This is a genomic window from Cupriavidus sp. BIS7 (assembly GCF_000292345.1).
In the GTDB taxonomy this organism is placed as follows: Bacteria; Pseudomonadota; Gammaproteobacteria; order Burkholderiales; family Burkholderiaceae; genus Cupriavidus.
Genome location: NZ_ALOU01000019.1, coordinates 124561 through 142664 on the forward strand (window position 1 = coordinate 124561; position 18104 = coordinate 142664).

The window sequence follows — 18104 nt, forward strand, 5'->3', positions numbered from 1 at the left end:
TCCATTAGCCGGTGATGGCCTTGCGGCGCGAACGCGGCAGGTCGGCGTAGTAGACATCCTGCTTGGGCTTCTTGCTGCCGAACAGCGTGCCTTCGGAGTCGCCGCCCGAGCAGCCGTTGCCGAAGCTGAAGCCGCAGCTTCCCTTTTCGTCGAAGCTGTCTTCGGCCATTTCCTTGTGCGACGACGGCACGACGAAGCGGTCCTCGTAGTTGGCGATGGCCATGATCTGGTACATGTCCTCGACCTGCGCCGGCGTCAGGCCCACCTGTTCGAGCACGGCCAGGTCCTGCTCGCCGTCCACGGTCTGCGAGCGCTTGTACGCGCGCATCGCAAGCATGCGTTCCAGCGCGGACAGCACCGGGGCCACATCGCCTGCGGTGAGCAGGTTGGCCAGGTACTTGACCGGAATGCGCAGGCTCTTCACGTCTGGGATCACGCCATTCATGCCCATGAAGCCGGATTCCGCGGCCGACTGGATCGGCGAGAGCGGCGGCACGTACCAGACCATTGGCAGCGTGCGGTACTCGGGGTGCAGCGGGAAGGCAATCTTCCACTCGCAGGCCATCTTGTAGACCGGCGACTTGACGGCTGCATCGAGCCAGCTTTGCGGAATGCCCTGGCGCAGCGCCTCTGCCTGGATCGCGGGGTCGTGCGGGTCCAGGAAGACGTCCAGCTGCGACTGGTACAGGTCGCGCTCGTCTTCCACCGACGCGGCCTGCTCGATACGGTCGGCGTCATAGAGCATCACGCCGAGATAGCGGATACGGCCCACGCACGTTTCGGAGCAGACCGTTGGCTGCCCGGCCTCGATGCGCGGATAGCAGAACACGCACTTCTCGGCCTTGCCGGTCTGCCAGTTGAAGTAGATCTTCTTGTACGGGCAGCCGGAGACGCACATGCGCCAGCCGCGGCACTTGTCCTGGTCCACCAGCACGATGCCGTCTTCCTCGCGCTTGTAGACCGAGCCGGACGGGCACGACGCCACGCAGGTCGGGTTCAGGCAGTGCTCGCACAGGCGCGGCAAATACATCATGAAGGTGTTCTCGAACGTCGAGTACATGTCCTTCTGGATGTCGTCGAACAGCTTGTCGCGGCTGCGCTGATCAAATTCGCCGCCGAGGTCGTCTTCCCAGTTCGGACCCCATTCGATCTTCTCCATCTTCTTGCCGGTGATCGCCGACACGGGCCGCGCGGTGGGCGGTGTCTGCATCAGCGGGGCGTTCTGCAGATGCTCGTAGTCGTAGGTGAACGGCTCATAGTAGTCGTCGATCTGCGGCAGGTTCGGGTTGGCGAAGATGTTGGAGAGGATCTTCGCCTTGCCGCCCTGGCGCGGCGTCAGGCTGCCGTCGGCATTGCGCTTCCAGCCGCCTTGCCACTTGTCCTGGTTTTCCCATTCCTTCGGGAAGCCGACACCGGGCTTGGTCTCCACGTTGTTGAACCAGGCGTACTCGACGCCTTCGCGGCTGGTCCACACGTTCTTGCAGGTCACGGAGCAGGTATGGCAGCCGATGCACTTGTCGAGGTTGAGCACCATGGCTACCTGGGCGCGGATTTTCATTGCGATGCTCCTTCAGTCTTCGCAGTCTCGTTTGCTGCGGTACGTTCTTCGCGCAGCGGCTGGTCCATCCAGTCCACCTTGTTCATCTTGCGCAGGATCACGAACTCGTCGCGGTTGCTGCCGACGGTGCCGTAGTAGTTGAAGCCGTAGGCAAGCTGCGCGTAGCCGCCGATCATGTGCGTGGGCTTGGTCACGGCGCGCGTGACCGAGTTGTGGATGCCGCCGCGCATGCCGCTGGTCTCGGCGCCGGGCACGTTCACGATCTTTTCCTGGGCGTGGTACATCAGGCACATCCCCTTGGGAACGCGCTGCGACACCACCACGCGTGCGGTCAGCGTGCCGTTGACGTTGAAGACTTCCACCCAGTCGTTGTCGCGAATGTCGTTGGCCTTTGCCTCGGCCTCCGAGATCCACACGTGCGGGCCGCCGCGGGACAGCGTCAGCATGCGCAGGTTGTCGGAGTAGGTGGAGTGGATGCCCCACTTCTGGTGCGGCGTGATCCAGTTCAGCACAAGCTCGGGGTTGCCGTTGGGCTTCTTGCCGAGCATCGGGCTGACTGTCTTGGTGTCGATGGCCGGCTTGTACACGCACGCGCCTTCGCCGAAGTCGAGCATCCAGCGGTGGTCCTGGTAGAACTGCTGGCGGCCCGTCAGCGTGCGCCATGGAATCAGTTCGTGCACGTTGGTGTAGCCGGCGTTGTAGCTGACTTCCTCGGATTCGAGGCCCGACCAGGTCGGCGCGGAAATGATCTTGCGCGGCTGTGCCTGTACGTCGCGGAAGCGGATCTTGTCGTGCTCGCGGCCCACGGCCAGGTGTGTGTGATCGCGGCCCGTGATCTTCGACAGCGCTTCCCACGCCTTGACCGCCACGTGGCCGTTGGTTTCCGGCGCGAAGGTAAGGATCATCTCTGCGGCGTCGATGGCCGTTTCCAGGCGCGGCCGGCCCTGACTGACGCCAGGCTCGGTCACGGTCTTGCTCAGGTGGCCGATCTCGCGCACTTCATGCTCGGTATTCCAGCCGATGCCTTTGCCACCGTTGCCGAGCTTGTCGAGCAGCGGGCCGATCGACGTGAACTTCTTGTAGATGTCGCGATAGTTGCGCTCCACCACGGTCATCGACGGTGCGGTCTTGCCCGGAATCAGGTCGCATTCACCGTGCTTCCAGTCCTTTGGCTCGAACGGCTGGCCCAGTTCGCCCGGCGTGTCATGCAGCAGCGGCGTGCAGACCAGATCCTCGCGCGTGCCGAGGTATGGTCCGGCGATCTCCGTGAATGCCTTGGCGATGGTCTTGTAGATCTCCCAGTCCGTCTTGCTTTCCCACAGCGGCTGCACCGCTTCGGATAGCGGGTGGATGAACGGGTGCATGTCGGACGTGTTGAGGTCGTCCTTCTCGTACCAAGTGGCGGTGGGCAGCACGATGTCGCCGTAGAGACAGGTGGTGCTCATGCGGAAGTCCAGCACGGTCAGCAGGTCCAGCTTGCCCTCGGCGGCCGGACGCACGTTGACCTCGCTCGGCTTGATCGCATCGTTTTCGTCGCCGAATACGGCGTTCTGCGTGCCGAGCAGGTACTTGAGGAAGTACTCGTGGCCCTTGCCGGAGCTGCCGAGAATGTTCGAGCGCCACACAAACATGTTGCGCGGGAAGTTGGCGGGGTTGTCGGGGTCGTCGCAGGCAAACTGCAGCTTGCCCGACTTCAGTTGCTCGACGGCGTCGGCTATCGGGTCCTTGCCGGCGGCACGGGCCTCGGCCACCACGTCGAGCGGGTTCCTATCAAGCTGCGGCGCAGACGGCAGCCAGCCCATGCGTTCGGACTTGGCGTTGAGGTCGAGCAGCGACAGGTTGTCGTAGCGCTTGTGGTCGGCCGTCGGCGCAAGGATCTCATCGACACCAAGCTTTTCGTGACGCCACTGGCTCGTATGGTTGTAGAAGAACGAGGTGCCGTTCATGTGACGCGGCGGGCGCGACCAGTCGGAGGCGAACGCCAGCGGGGCCCAGCCGAACTGCGGCCGCAGCTTTTCCTGGCCCACGTAGTGCGCCCAGCCGCCGCCGCTCTTGCCGATGCAGCCGCACATCATCAGCAGGTTGATGATGCCGCGGTAGATCATGTCGTTGTGGTACCAGTGATTCAGCGCGGCACCGACGATGACCATGCTCTTGCCCTGCGTGCGGTCGGCGTTGTCGGCAAACTCGCGCGCCACCTGGATCACGAGGTTGCGCGGCACCGACGTGTGCTTTTCCTGCCAGGCGGGCGTGTAGGGCACATCGTCATCGAACGATGTGGCCACGTTGGGGCCGCCAAGGCCCTGGTCCACGCCGTAGTTGGCCATCTGCAGGTCATAGACCGTGGCCACACGCACCACGCTGCCATCGGCCAGCGTCAGGCGGCGCACCGGCACGCGGCGCTTGAGCAGCGCATCGTGTTCGCCACCGAAGTACGGGAAGCCGACTTCCACGATTTCGTCCTGATGGCCGATCAGCGACAGGCGCGGATCAATCGTGCGGCCGCTGCCGCCGTCCTTCATCTCCAGGTTCCAGCGGCCGACCTTCGCGCCGTTGTCATGGGCGGCCTCGCCCCAGCGGAAGCCGATCGATCCGTTCGGCGCCACGATCTCGCCGGTGGCATCGTCGATGCTCAGCGTCTTCCATTCGGGATGGTTGGCCTGCTCAAGGCTGCCGTCCAGGTGGGAGGCGCGCAAAAAGTGGTCGGGCACCAGCGTGTCTTCGTGCTCGCGCAGCAGCACGAGCATCGGCATGTCTGTGTACTGCTTGACGTAGTCGCGGAAGTAGGCCGATTTGGCCGTCGCGTGGAATTCCTTGAGCACCACGTGGCCCATGGCCATCGCCAGCGCTGCGTCGGTGCCTTGCTTCGGTGCGAGCCAGATATCGCCAAACTTGACCATTTCGCCGAAGTCCGACGACACGGCCACGGTCTTGGTGCCCTTGTAGCGCACCTCGGTGTAGAAGTGGGCGTCCGGCGTGCGGGTCTGCGGCACGTTGGAACCCCACACCATCAGGTAGGTGCTGTTGTACCAGTCGGCCGATTCGGGCACGTCGGTCTGCTCGCCCCAGATCTGCGGGCTGGCAGGCGGCAGGTCGCAGTACCAGTCGTAGAACGACAGGCAGGCACCGCCGATCAGGCTCAGGTAGCGCGCGCCGGCTGCGTAGGACACCATCGACATGGCGGGAATCGGCGAGAAGCCGACCACGCGGTCGGGGCCGTACTGCTTGATCGTGTAGGCGTTGGCTGCCGCAATGATCTCGGTGGCGGTCTTCCAGTCGGCGCGGACGAAGCCGCCCTGGCCGCGCACGCTCTTGTAGCGGCGGGCCTTCTCGGGGTTCTGGCTGATCGATTCCCACGCGGCGATCGGGTCCATCGTCTTGCGGGCCTCGCGCCACATTTCCATCAGCCGGCCGCGAATCATCGGGTACTTCACGCGCTGTGCGGAGTAGACGTACCAGCTATACGATGCGCCGCGCGGGCAGCCACGGGGTTCGTGGTTCGGCAGGTCGGGCCGCGTGCGCGGGTAGTCGGTCTGCTGGGTTTCCCAGGTGATCAGGCCGTTCTTGACGTAGACCTTCCATGAGCAGGAGCCCGTGCAGTTCACGCCGTGCGTCGAGCGCACGATCTTGTCGTGCTGCCAGCGGCTGCGGTACGCGTCTTCCCACTTGCGGTCTTCATTGACCACCGCGCCGTGTCCGTCCGAATAGGTGGACTTCACGCGCGACAGGAACTTTAGTCGATCGAGAAAGTGACTCATTTTGTAGGGTTCTCCAGTGGGGATTCCGTCAGCACGGCATGGGGGCGTTACGACGGGCGTAGTACCACCAGGTAACGAGCACGCAGCTCACGTAGAAGGCGATGAAGCAGAAGAGCGCGGCGTCGGCCGAACCTGTCAGTTCCAGCGACGTGCCAAAGCTCTTGGGGATGAAGAAGCCGCCGTAGGCGCCGATTGCGCCTGAGAAGCCGAGCACGGCAGCCGATTCCTTGCCGGCGTCCTGCAGCGCCTGCCGTTGCGCGGCGGCGTCCTTGCCGGCGGCGCGCTGGCGCTCAGTCAGGAAGATCACGGGAATCATGCGGAAGGTCGAGCCATTGCCGATGCCGGTCAGTGCGAACAGCACGATGAATGCGCCCAGGAACGCCGGGAAGCTGCCCGCGTCGCCATTGCCCGGCAGCGCAACCAGCACGGCGCAGACGGCGCCGATCATGCCGACGAAGGTCCACAGCGTGACGCGTGCACCGCCGAGCTTGTCCGAGATCCAGCCGCCGACCGGGCGGGTCAGCGCGCCAACGAGCGGCCCGAGGAACGCGTAGGCGGTCGGGTTGACACCCGGGAACTGCGACTTGGTCAGCAGTGCCAGCCCGGCCGAGAAGCCGATGAACGAACCGAACGTGCCGACGTAGAGCCAGCACATCAGCCAGTTGTGCTTGCGCTGGAAGATCACGGCCTGCTCGGCGAAAGAGGCGCGTGCTTCGGCAATGTCGTTCATGCCGAACCATGCAGCCAGCGATGCAACCACGATGAAGGGCACCCAGATGAAGCCGGCGTTCTGCAGCCAGAACTGCTGCGAGGCGTCGCCTGCCTGATACGTCTGGGCCTCGCCGCCGAGTGCGCCGAACACGGCCACCGATACCACCAGCGGCGTGACAAACTGCACCACCGAGACGCCGAGGTTGCCGATGCCGGCATTCAGGCCGGTGGCCAGCCCTTTCTTCGCCTTCGGGAAGAAGAAGCTGATATTGGCCATCGACGAACTGAAGTTGGCGCCGCCCAGCCCGCACAGCAGCGCCAGGACCAGCAGCGTGGGGTAGCTCGTGGACGGATCGCGCAGTGCGAAGCCCATACCGAGCGCCGGGATCAGCAGCAGTGCCGTGGAGATCGCGGTAAAGCGCCGGCCGCCGAACACTGGCACGAGGAACGAATAGAAGATGCGCAGCGTGGCGCCGGACAGCGCCGGCAATGCGGTCAGCCAGAACAGCTGGTTCTTGCTGAACTGGAAGCCGGCGCGGTCAAGGTTGACCGCCACCACGCTCCAGAGCATCCAGACCACGAACGCCAGCATCAGTGCGGGGATCGAGATCCAGAGGTTGCGATAGGCGATGCGCTCGCCACGGTCGCGCCAGAACGTCGCGTTCTCGGGCTCCCAGCGGGTCAGTACGGTACTGGTCATGATGTGGGGGTAGTGAAATCGTCAGGAATCGCGGATCAGGCGGTTTGCGTGGCCTTGCCGATGGAGGCGGCCTCCGGTTGCGGCCGCGCACGCCGTTGCTCCGCGCGTTGGCTGTAGTGCATCCAGACCAGGCTCACGCAGACCGTGCCGTACATCAGCATGAAACAGCTGCTGCGGATGCCGGTCAGGTCGGCCAGCGCGCCGAACAGGATCGGCAGGATGAAGCCGCCGAGACCGCCAGCCAGGCCCACCACGCCGGACACCGCGCCGATGTTGTGCGAGAAGTCGTTCGAGATGAACTTGAAGACGGATGCCTTGCCGATGGCGAACGCGATGCCGACGACGAACATCAGGATCGTGAACAGCGTCGGGGTCAGCGCGATATGGAAGCTTTGCGGGCCGCTGACCGTATGGATCACGAAGTCGGTCTTCGGGTAGCTCAGCAGGAAGAATCCCACCCAGCTGACCCACATCACCCACCACGTGGTGCGATGGGCGCCGTAGCGGTCGGAGATCCAGCCGCCAATGGCGCGCAGCACGCCGCCGGGCAGCGAGAAGCAGGCGGCCAGGAACGCGGCCGTCTTGATGTCAAAGCCGTATTCGCCGATGTAGTACTTGGTCATCCACAGCGACAGGCCCACGTAGCCGCCGAACACCACCGAGTAGTACTGCGAGTAGCGCCAGACGCGCGGGTCGCGCATCACGGCAAGCTGGGCACGGAAACTGGTTGCCGAAGGCACGCAATGGGCCGGGTTGCTGCGCGAGAACAGCCAGAACACGATGGCGGTGATCAGCATCGCCACCGAGTAGACCTTCGGCACGATTTCCCAGGTGCCGGCGGCCAGGATCAGCGCCGGCGCAACGAACTTGGTCAGCGCGGCGCCCGAGTTGCCGGCGCCGAAGATACCCATCGCCAGACCCTGGCGCGAGCGCGGGAACCAGCGCGCCACGTACGGCGTGCCCACCGAAAACGAACCGCCGGCCAGGCCGACGAACAGCCCGAGCACCAGCAATTGCCACAGTGTGTGGACATAGGAAATCAGCCAGATCGGGATCACCGTCAGCAGCATCAGCACAAAGAACACGATGCGGCCGCCAAAGCGGTCGGTCCAGATGCCCAGCGGCACGCGGATCAGCGACCCGCTGAGCACGGGCGTGGCGGCCAGCAGGCCGAATTCCGTGTCATTGAGGCCAAGCTCGTTCTTGAGCGGAATGCCGAGCACGGCAAACATCATCCAGACGGCAAAGCAGATCGTGAAGGCGAAGGTGCTGGACCAGAGCGTGGTCCAGGCGCCCGGGGGTGCGGGGTCTGGCTTGCTGGAGGGGAGATTGGGAGTGGCCATGGCCGGTTTCCGAAGTCACTTTGGGGAGTGACGTCAGGTTAGGCCTGTGGCGTGCTGCCGACTATTCGCCGGGCGTAGAGGTGCTTCGCAACGGGGCTATGCCCGTCGGACTAGTTCTAATGGCATATGCCGGCATATGGACAGCAGAAGGGCGGGGCCAGGCGCCCCCTCTCGCGCAGCGCGAAAGACGGGGCGGGCCATTGCCATTGCGGCCGGCAGTGACGCCGGCCGTGCCTCCTTAGCAGCCGTGATTCGACCGCCGCTGGCGTCGTGGCCGGCGTTGCATGCAGGACTCGCAGACCGGTGCCGCGTCACCGCCGAACGGGATCGGATCGTTCATATACGCGTTGATCTTGTCGCGCACGAACGATGTTTTGTCGCCCACGGTCGAGATGATGCCCGTCGTGGCGCCGCCGCCCAGCAGCATCGTGAAGATGCCACGGTACGGGAAGTCGCCATAGGCCGGCACACTGACGTTGAACGGCTCGGAACGCTTGAACATGTCCTCCGCAGTGCTCCCCATCGCCCAATGGAACGCCGATGGGAAGTTCAGCGCGACGATCTTCGGGTTGATGTTGTGGTAGTCCGTCCCGATGGCTGCATCGCCGAACAGGTAGGTCCCGCCCGTGCCCCAGTTCTGCGTGTCGAAGTTGTCGTTGACCTGGTCCGTCACCAGCGGCGCATGGCTGACCGGGATCTGCCACGGCATGATCGGAACCTTGAGGTCACGGCTCAGTTCGCCGCAGAAGTCGTAGAAGCGTTCCCACTCGTGCGTCCAGTAGCAATAGCCGTTGGCGTAGCTGCGGATCGTGAAGTCGTCGGCCTCGTAGCGGTCCACGGCCAGGAAATCGGGCGCATACGGGCCTTCGTGGACCTTCATCGACCGCACGAACGCGGCTGTCGCCTGGGCGTTCCTGATCGGCTCGTCGCCGGACGCATAGATCCACTCGGAAGCGCCCACGCCCCAGAGATTGACCTGCCAGCCGAACGTGACGGCCGGCGCGACGGTGCGGATCAGCCAGTTGACGGCTGCCACGTAGCCACGGATGTTTTCCTCGATGTCCTGAGGGATCGTGGCGCGCACGTTCCAGTGGGACAGTGCCATCTGCAGCGGCTCGCGTACCGGCATCGCATACTCCGGCCCGAAGCCGCCTTGCTGGCAGGCGCCGAGGAAATCGGGGTTGATGACGTAGCCGGCGGGCACCGGGTGATCGGCGTCGGTGTGCTCCTTGGCCAGATTCAGCGAGAGGATCAGGTTGGCAAGGCTATGCGCCAGGCCTTGCTTGTTCGCCAGTTGTGTCGGCGTGTCGCCAAGCGACAGGTTGCAGGTGTAGGACACAAGCACCGGCAGCACCTGATGGCCGCCGCCGATCTGCTTCTCGACATCGCGCGCCAGCAGGACCGTTGCCGTGGTCTGGTTATCCGAGGTCAGGTACACGTTGGCATCGCCGGCACCATCGAACCCGGCGTACTTGAAGACCGACGACGCGCGTGCCGCGACGAAATCGGCGGCGTTGCCGGGCGTCAGGTCGGCGCATCCGCCGAAGCTCAGGAAGTTGGGGAAGCCGCGCACGTTCAGGTTGGCACCCTGCGAGACATCGATCACCAGCCGCGTTGCGCCGCTCGGCGCCACGCGGAGTTCGCTGGCGGCCTGCACGTTGTACACCACGCCGTCGAGGATGAAGTCCGGCACATCGACCGTGTAGGTCTGCGGCTGAACTGGCACGGAGAACTGGTACGTAAAGGTGCCCGCCTTCAGCGGCACGGCCTGCCGGTAGGTCATGTTCGACGCGATGAGCCTCACGTCGAGCGAGGTGCCGACGGTGATGCCCGACGTGACCGCGATGGGTAGAGGGACGAAGCCCGTGGTGTCGACTGCCGTGGAGTGCATGTCGGCCGCCGTGAACACGACGTTCTCGACTGACGTCGACAACGTGCGGTACTTGGTGGCAAACGTGTACCGCACGTTGTTCAGGGCCACGGGCGCCACGGTGATGTCGACCACGCCGACCGGCGGCAACCCGCTCAGCGGCATGGTGCTGCCGGGCGGCATCCGGAATTCGGCAAGCACAGCGCCCGTATTGCGCGCGACGACACTGACGTCGAGTTCCTCGTCGGCCAGCACGGGAATGTCGCCGATGGCGATATTGAGGCGCGCATAGTATTGGGCATCGGCGTAGTTCACGACCACCACGGCGGTGCTGCCCGGGGTGACCGAAACCGTGGCGGGATGCACGTGGGCTTCGGCGACGATCGTGCCGGACGGGTTTGTCAGGGCCGTGGCGGACACGTTGTAGGTGCCGGCCGGCAGCGCCAGCGGCGTGGTCGTGCCCGGCGACACGGTCTCCACGTGCGTCTGCGTACCCTGTGTGAACGTAATGCTCTGCGCAACCGAATACAGTGCCGGGTCCGGGGCCGACGCCGTCTGCACGCGCACCGTGCCGTCAGTGTTGGGCAGCGAATCAGCGGCCAGCGCGAACGACGACAGGTAGTCGCCGGCGTTGGGCCCGGTCAGGTCACCATTGATGCCGATCTTGATGGTGTCCTGCGCGACGAACGTATGGGCCGACTCGAAAATGACCTTGGCCTCGACGTCCCAGGTCTGGCTGTCGATCCGGTCGTTCTCGGTGGCCGCGGTGTGGGCCATCCAACTCCACAACTGCACGTTGATGTCGGTCGGCTGGACGGCCGCCGGCGAATGGAATTTCAGTCCGAGGAATTGATTGACCTTGACTGCCGTGCCGGTGCTGTGCCGGATGTTCTTGATGCTGATTACGCCGTACCACTGCGATGCCCCGGCATCGACACTGATATCGAAAAGAATTGTCATGATTCCTGCCTCCGCATGGTTGTGAACGCGGCGCTCGATGTGCGCCGGCGTGAGCACAGGTTATGGGGCAGGGTGAGCGGTGGGAATGGATTTGCCCGCGGTGGGCAGGGAGGTGCAGCGAGGTGCAGCGAGGTGCGGAGAGGTGCAGCGAGGTGCGGGGGAGGTGTTCCATTCCCTCTCCCGCGTGGCGGGAAAGGGAGTCTCAAGCCTGGGCGGCTAGCGTCTTAAGCCGACGGCGGCGGCACGTAGCCGGCTGCCTGGTCGGCGCCTTCGCCGAAGAAGTACTTCTCGGTCTGCTTGAGCAGGTACTGGCGCGCGCGCGGATCGGCCATGTTCAGGCGGTTCTCATTGATCAGCATGGTCTGGTGCTTGAGCCAGCCGGCCCACGCTTCCTTGGATACGCTTTGCCAGATCTTCTTGCCGAGTTCGCCCGGCAGCGGCGGGAAGTCGAGGCCTTCGGCTTCCTTGTTCAGCTTGATGCATTGGACCATGCGGGCCATGAGGGACTCCTTGTTCGTGTGGGCGCTATTGTAGCCAAGCTGGCCCGGCGGGGCGGCGATCTTCGCCCATGCCCCTGCGCGCCATGTTGTTACTGGTGCTTTGGCGCCTCAAAGCTTCTTCATCAGAACCATGGACTTGCGCTGCCAGTTGTAGAGCTTGCGCTTGTCCTCGGGCAGGTCGTCCACGGTGGCGTGCACGAAGCCGCGCTTGAGGAACCAGTGCTCGGTGCGCGTGGTGAGCACGAACAGGCGGTCCAGGCCGAGCGTGCGCGCGCGGCGCTCGATGCGCTTGAGCAGGCGCTCGCCATCGCCGGTGCCCTGGGCTTCCTGGGACACGGTCAGGCAGGCCATCTCGCCCATGTTCTCGCGCGGGAATTCGTAGAGCGCGGCGCAGCCGAACAGTACGCTGTCGTGCTCGATCACCGAGAACTTGTCGATATCGCGCTCGATCAGGTGACGGCCTCGCGGCACCAGCGTGCCGTCGGCTTCCAGCGGGGCGATCAGCTGCAGGATGCCGCCAACGTCGTCGAGCGTGGCTTCGCGCAGGCTTTCCAGGTCAGTGTCGGAGACCATGGTGCCCACGCCATCGTGCAGGAACAGTTCCAGCAGCACCGAGCCGTCCAGCGAGTACGGGATCAGGTGGGCGCGCGGCACGCCGCCCTTGAGCGCCTTGACCAGGTGCTGCAGGGAATAGGCCACGTCGGGCGGCAGATGGCTGCTCTGCAGCCGCTCAGCGGCGGTGCGCAGCGACATTTCCTTCATCAGCTTGCCCACCGGGTCGGGCACGCCGGGCACCTCGGTGATGAAGATCAGCTTGTCCGCCTTCAGCGCGCTGGCCGCGGCGCTCGCCACGTCTTCCATTGACAGGTTGAACGCCTGCCCCGTGGGCGAAAAACCAAGTGGCGACAGCAGCACGATCTTGCCGTGCGACAACGACATGCGCATCGATTCGCCGTCGAGCTTGCGCACCAGGCCCGTGTGCTGGTAATCCACGCCATTGACGATACCCACCGGGCGCGCGGTGATGAAGTTGCCGGACACCACCGAAAGCTGGGCGCCCGCCATCGGCGTGTTCGGCAGGCCCTGGCTGAATGCTGCCTCGATGTCCAGCCGCAGTTCGCCAGCCGCTTCCTTGGCGCATTCGAGCGCCGCGTTGTCGGTGATGCGGATGCCTTCGGCATATTGCGACTGCACGTTGCGCAGTGCCAGTTGCTCTTCCACCTGCGGGCGGGAGCCAAACACCAGAACGATCTGCATGCCCATCGCGTGCAGCAGTGCCACGTCGTTGACCAGCGCATTGAGCACCCCGGCCTTGACCAGTTCGCCGCTGAACGCGATCACGAAGGTCTTGCCGCGGAACGCGTGGATATAGGGCGCGACCGCTCGCAGCCAGTCAACGAACTGTTGCTGGTCCGGACCGGCGGCTTCGGATAGCTCGGCGGCCGGCGGCGAGGTGTCGGGCGAGGTGCCGGGCTCGGCCTTCAGGGGCAGCGGCAGCGGCGCGGAGGCAGGATCTGGGTCCTGCTGCGGGGAGTCGGTTCTGGCGTTCATGCGGCGGATTATAATCCCGGCCAATGTCAGCACAACGTCCCGCCAAACCTGCCCCCGCCCGGCCTGCCGAGGCCAATTCCTCCCCGGCTCAACCGAAGCCCGCCCAGCGCCCGGCGGAGGCCGGCCCGCGCCCGGCACGGCCCGCGCGTTCGTCGGGGCCGTCAGGTCAGCCAGGTCAGTCGGGCTCCGCTCGTCCGTCAGGCCAGCCAAGGCAGCCGCGTGCGCCGCAACCCGTGCGGATGGCCAATCCGCTGCCGGAGATCACTTTCCCCGAGGCGCTGCCGGTTTCGGCGCGCCGCGACGAGATCGCCCGGGCGCTGCAGGCCAACCAGGTCATCATCGTTTCGGGTGAGACCGGCTCGGGCAAGACCACGCAGCTTCCCAAGATCGCGCTGTCGATCGGCCGCGGCCCGGCGCGCGAGGGCAAGCCGGGCGGCGGACTGATCGGCCACACGCAGCCGCGCCGGATCGCCGCCACGTCCACGGCCAAGCGCATTGCACAGGAACTGGGCACCCCGCTTGGCGAAACCGTTGGCTATCAGGTGCGGTTCAACGACACGATGTCAGCCGGTGCGTCGGTCAAGCTGATGACGGACGGCATTCTGCTGGCGGAGACGCAGAACGACCCGCTGCTGCGCGCGTACGACACGATCATCATCGACGAGGCGCACGAGCGCAGCCTCAATATCGACTTCCTGATCGGCTACCTGCGCCAGATCCTGCCAAAGCGGCCGGACCTGAAAGTGATCATCACGTCGGCAACGATTGACGCAAAGCGCTTTGCCGAGCATTTCGCGCGTGACGGCAAGCCTGCGCCGGTGATCGAGGTCAGCGGCCGGCTCTACCCGGTGGAGCTTCGCTACCGGCCGATCCAGGCCGATGCGCCCGCCGATGCCGCGCCGCGCACGGAGAAGGCCAGGGAGCGCGACCTGTATGACGGCATCGTCGATGCGGTGGACGAACTGTGCCGGCTTGGCCCCGGCGACGTGCTCGTGTTCCTGCCCGGCGAACGCGAAATCCGCGAGGCCGCCGAGGCGCTGCGCAAGCATCATCCGCCGCACACCGAGATCCTGCCGCTGTTCGCGCGGTTGTCCGTGCAGGAGCAGGAACGCGTGTTCAAGCCGTCCAACGCGCGGCGCATCGTACTGGCGACCAACGTCGCCGAAACCTCGCTGACGGTGCCCGGCATCCGCTACGTGGTGGATACGGGGCTGGCGCGCGTGAAGCGCTATTCGTACCGCAACAAGGTCGAGCAGCTCCAGATCGAATCGATCTCGCAGGCGGCCGCCAACCAGCGCGCCGGCCGTTGCGGCCGGGTGGCGAACGGCGTTTGCATCCGCCTTTACGAGGAAAGCGATTTCCAGGGCCGGACTCGGTTCACCGATCCGGAAATCCTGCGCTCGTCGCTGGCCGCGGTGATCTTGCGCATGAAGGGCCTGCGCCTGACCGATATCGAGGCGTTCCCGTTTATCGAGCCGCCACTGGGCCGGGCGATTGCCGACGGCTACCAGTTGCTGCAGGAGCTTGGCGCGCTCGACGAAGCCAACCAGCTGACCGGTATCGGCCGCCAGTTGGCCAAGCTGCCGCTCGATCCGCGCGTGGCGCGCATGATCCTGGCCGCACGCGACCAGCAGTGCCTGCGCGAAGTGCTGATCATCGCCAGCGCGCTGTCCGTGCAGGACCCGCGCGACCGCCCGCAGGAGGCGCAGGAAGCCGCCGATCAGGCCCACCGCAAGTTCATGGACGAGAAGTCCGAGTTCCTGGGCTGGGTCAAGCTGTGGAAATGGTTTGAAGAGGCCGTGGCGCACAAGAAGACCAACCGGCAACTGCAGGACCAGTGCCGCGCGAACTTCCTGTCGCACGTACGGCTGCGCGAATGGCGCGATGTGCATTCGCAGCTGCTGACCACGGTGACCGAGCAGGGCTGGCGCCTGAACGAAAGCGAGCCGACCTTCGAACAGGTGCACAAGGCGCTGCTGACCGGCCTGCTTGGCAACGTCGGCCTCAAGCTCGATGAAGCCGACGGCCGTGGCCGAGAGTACCTTGGTGCGCGTGGCATCAAGTTCCACCTGTGGCCGGGCTCGCTGATCGCGCGCAAGGTCGGGCGGTGGATCATCGCGGCGGAACTCGTGGAAACGAGCCGCCTTTATGCGCGCACGCTGGCCCGCATCGAGCCCGAATGGATCGAACAGGTCGGCCGCCATCTGCTCAACGTGAGCTGGAGCGAGCCGCACTGGGAAAAGAAGGCGGGCCAGGTGGTGGCGCTGGAACGGGGCACGCTCTATGGCTTGCCCGTCTACCAGCATCGCCGCGTCCACTACGGACCGATGAACCCGGTGGAAGCGCGCGAACTGTTTATCCGCAGCGCGCTTGTGGAAGGCGAGTTCGACACGCGCCTGCCGTTCTTCGCCCACAACCAGCGCCTCGTGCGCGAGATCGAGAATCTTGAACACAAGTCCCGCCGCCAGGACGTGCTGGTGGATGACGTGCTGATCTACGCGTTCTATGACGGCGCGATTCCCGCCGACATCCACAACCAGGTGTCGTTCGAGAAGTGGTACCAGGCCGAGTCCGCGAAGGACCGCAAGCTGCTGTACCTGAATCGCGACGAGCTGATGCGCCACGAGGCCGCGGGCATCACCACGGACCTGTTCCCGAAGCTGCTGCCGATCGCCGGCATCGATATGGCGCTGACGTATCACTTCGAGCCGGGCAGCCACCGCGATGGCGTGACGCTGACGGTGCCGCTGTACGCGCTCAACCAGGTGCGGCCCGAGCGCGTGGAATGGCTGGTGCCGGGCATGATCAAGGAGAAGGTGCATCTGCTGCTGAAATCGCTGCCGCAGAAGCTGCGCCGCCATTGCGTGCCGCTGCCGGACTACGCAGCCGGGTTTGTCGATCGCCAGCCATTTGGCGAGGGCGACCTGCTGGACGTGCTGATCGCCGATATCCGCGAGCAGACCGGCACGATGATCAAGCGGGCCGATTTCAAGCTGGAAACGCTGCCGGCGCACCACGCGATGAACTTCAAGGTGATCGACGAGCACGGTCGCCAGCTCGACATGGGCCGCAACCTGGCCCAGTTGCGCGCGGAGTTCGGCGGGCAGGCGCAGCAGTCGTTCCAGAATATCGCCGCGCGTGACGTGCCGGCCGCCGAGGCGGGGCAGTACGAGAACCTGACGTCGTGGTCGTTCGGGGAGTTGCCCGAGCTGCTGGAAATCCGCAAGGGCAACCAGACGCTGTTCGGCTATCCGGCGCTCGTCGATCGTACCGACCACTGCGACGTGGAGGTCTTCGACGATCCGCAGGAAGCCGCACGCATCCACCACGCCGGGCTGCGCCGGCTGTTTGCGCTGCAACTGCGCGAGCCGGTCAGGTTTGTCGAGAAGAACATCCCCAATCTGCAGCAGATGGCGATGCAGTACATGACGCTGGGTACGCAGGAGGAACTGCGCGGCCAGATCGTCATGATGGCGCTGGAACGCGCATGCCTGCAGGCGCCGCTGCCGCGCAACGAGGCCGAGTTCAACGCACGCAAGGACGAGGGGCGGGCGCGGTTGTCGCTGCTTGCGCAGGAAATTGCGCGCCTCGTGGGGACGATACTCGCCGAATTCGCCGGCCTGCCGCGCAAGCTGCTGCAGGCCAAGCCGTTCGGCTCGGCGTACCAGGATCTGGAAGGGCAGCTTGCGCGCCTGATGACCAAGTCATTCGTGATTGATACGCCATACGCGCAGATCGTTCACTTCCCGCGCTACCTGAAAGGTATGGCGATGCGGGTGGACAAGCTCAAGGGCGACCCGGCCCGCGACAGCCAGCGCGTGCAGGAAATGACGCCGCTGGTGCAGCAGTGGCAGCGCGCCGAGAAGCAGTTGCGCGCGCAGGGACGCGGTGCCGAAGATGTGCGGCTCGACGAGTTCCGCTGGATGCTCGAGGAGCTGCGGGTGGCGTTGTTTGCACAGGAGTTGCGCACGCCGCAGCCGATGTCGGTCAAGCGTCTCCAGAAGGTCTGGGAATCGATGCAGCGCTGATCGGGTGACTGATTTGTATCTAAATGTGAGAGACCCTAAAGAATCATGATTCAGGTCATCGATTCAGCGTATTGAAACGTTAGAATGCGCGATTCGTCATGATTTAACGGTCTTATGCTCGCTTTGCGTCGTGTAGTGGCTGGCGTTGTTTCGGTCGGCGCCCTGGCATTGGCACTTGTTTCCGCACCCGCCCGTGCGGAAGTCGTAGTGATCCTGAATTCTGGTGACGCAAGCGTCACTTTGATCGACAAGGACACCCAGAAGGTGCTGGAGACCTTCCCGATCGGGAAGGAGCCGCATCACCTGATTGCCACCCCCGACGACAAGTCGCTGATCGTCGCCAATGCGGTAGGCAACGACGTTGTTTTCCTCGATCCGGTAACCGGCAAGGTGCAGCAGCGCGTGCCGGGTATCGACGATCCGTACCAGATTGGCTTTTCGCCTGACCAGAAGTGGTTCGTGGCCACCGGCAACCGGCTTGACCGCGTTGACGTCTACCGCTGGGACGGGCATCAGCTGAAGATCGCCAAGCAGTTCCCGCTGGCCAAGACGCCGAGCCACATCGCGTTCACGGCCGACAGCAAGATCGCCTTCATCACGCTGCAGGACTCCAACCAGATCGCCGCGATCGACCTGACCACGCTGACCGTGCTCTGGACCATGGAAGCCGGCTCGGCGCCGGCGGGCATCTGGGTCACGCCTGATCAGAAATACCTGCTCGTGGGCATGACAGGTGCCGACTACGTCGCCGTGATCGACTGGCACACGCGCAAGGTGGTCAAGCAGATCCAGACCGGCAAGGGCGCGCACAACTTCCGCGCCGTGGGCGACAAGCGCCACCTGTTCCTGTCCAACCGCGTATCGGGAACGATCAGCATCATCGACCAGCAGACGCTGTCCAAGGTTGGCGACATCACCGGCCTGCTGCCCGGTCCTGACGACATGGAGCTGACTGCCGACGGCAAGACGCTCTGGGTGACGTTCCGCTGGGCGCGCTCGGTCGGCCTGATCGACGTGGCCAGCCGCAAGATGGTCAAGACGATCCGCGTTGGCAAGTCGCCGCACGGCATCTATTTCCGTACGCGGGCACCGCTGTATTGAGGTCAGCGCCATGCGCAAGCTGAT

The 18104-nt window shown here is 64.8% G+C and carries 9 protein-coding genes; 2 read left to right on the forward strand and 7 right to left on the reverse strand.

Going from position 1 to position 18104, the window contains the following annotated elements:
- Positions 1-4: 4 nt before the first annotated feature.
- From narH to argA, 7 genes are all read right to left on the reverse strand, one after another.
- On the reverse strand, positions 5-1558 hold the full coding sequence (narH, locus tag B552_RS0107060; protein ID WP_019448301.1) for a nitrate reductase subunit beta: 1554 nt from the start codon (positions 1556-1558) through the stop codon (positions 5-7).
- Positions 1555-5316 (reverse strand): nitrate reductase subunit alpha, encoded by a 3762-nt coding sequence (locus B552_RS0107065; RefSeq protein ID WP_019448302.1) that lies wholly within the window; start codon positions 5314-5316, stop codon positions 1555-1557. Before B552_RS0107065 ends, narH begins: the two co-directional genes overlap by 4 nt.
- 28 nt (positions 5317-5344) lie before the next feature.
- The gene (locus B552_RS0107070) at positions 5345-6727 is read right to left on the reverse strand and encodes a NarK family nitrate/nitrite MFS transporter (protein ID WP_019448303.1); all 1383 of its coding nucleotides are present in this window, start codon (positions 6725-6727) and stop codon (positions 5345-5347) included.
- Between the two features lie 35 nt (positions 6728-6762).
- Positions 6763-8070 (reverse strand): nitrate/nitrite transporter, encoded by a 1308-nt coding sequence (locus B552_RS0107075; protein WP_019448304.1) that lies wholly within the window; start codon positions 8068-8070, stop codon positions 6763-6765.
- A gap of 238 nt (positions 8071-8308) precedes the next feature.
- Complete coding sequence (locus B552_RS27270) at positions 8309-10900, reverse strand: hypothetical protein (protein ID WP_193352175.1); 2592 nt, start codon at positions 10898-10900, stop codon at positions 8309-8311.
- A 224-nt stretch (positions 10901-11124) separates the two neighbouring features.
- Positions 11125-11400, reverse strand: a complete 276-nt coding sequence (locus B552_RS0107085) for an oxidative damage protection protein (protein ID WP_019448306.1) — start codon at positions 11398-11400, stop codon at positions 11125-11127.
- 108 nt (positions 11401-11508) lie between these two features.
- Positions 11509-12951, reverse strand: coding sequence for an amino-acid N-acetyltransferase (gene argA, locus B552_RS0107090; RefSeq protein WP_019448307.1), 1443 nt, complete (start codon positions 12949-12951; stop codon positions 11509-11511).
- A 23-nt stretch (positions 12952-12974) separates the two neighbouring features.
- Here argA and hrpA point away from each other — a divergent pair, with 23 nt between their 5' ends.
- Positions 12975-16979, forward strand: coding sequence for an ATP-dependent RNA helicase HrpA (gene hrpA, locus B552_RS0107095; RefSeq protein WP_026035407.1), 4005 nt, complete (start codon positions 12975-12977; stop codon positions 16977-16979).
- Positions 16980-17093: 114 nt separating this feature from the next.
- The gene (locus B552_RS0107100; protein WP_026035408.1) at positions 17094-18080 is read left to right on the forward strand and encodes a cytochrome D1 domain-containing protein; all 987 of its coding nucleotides are present in this window, start codon (positions 17094-17096) and stop codon (positions 18078-18080) included.
- Positions 18081-18104: the final 24 nt, after the last annotated feature.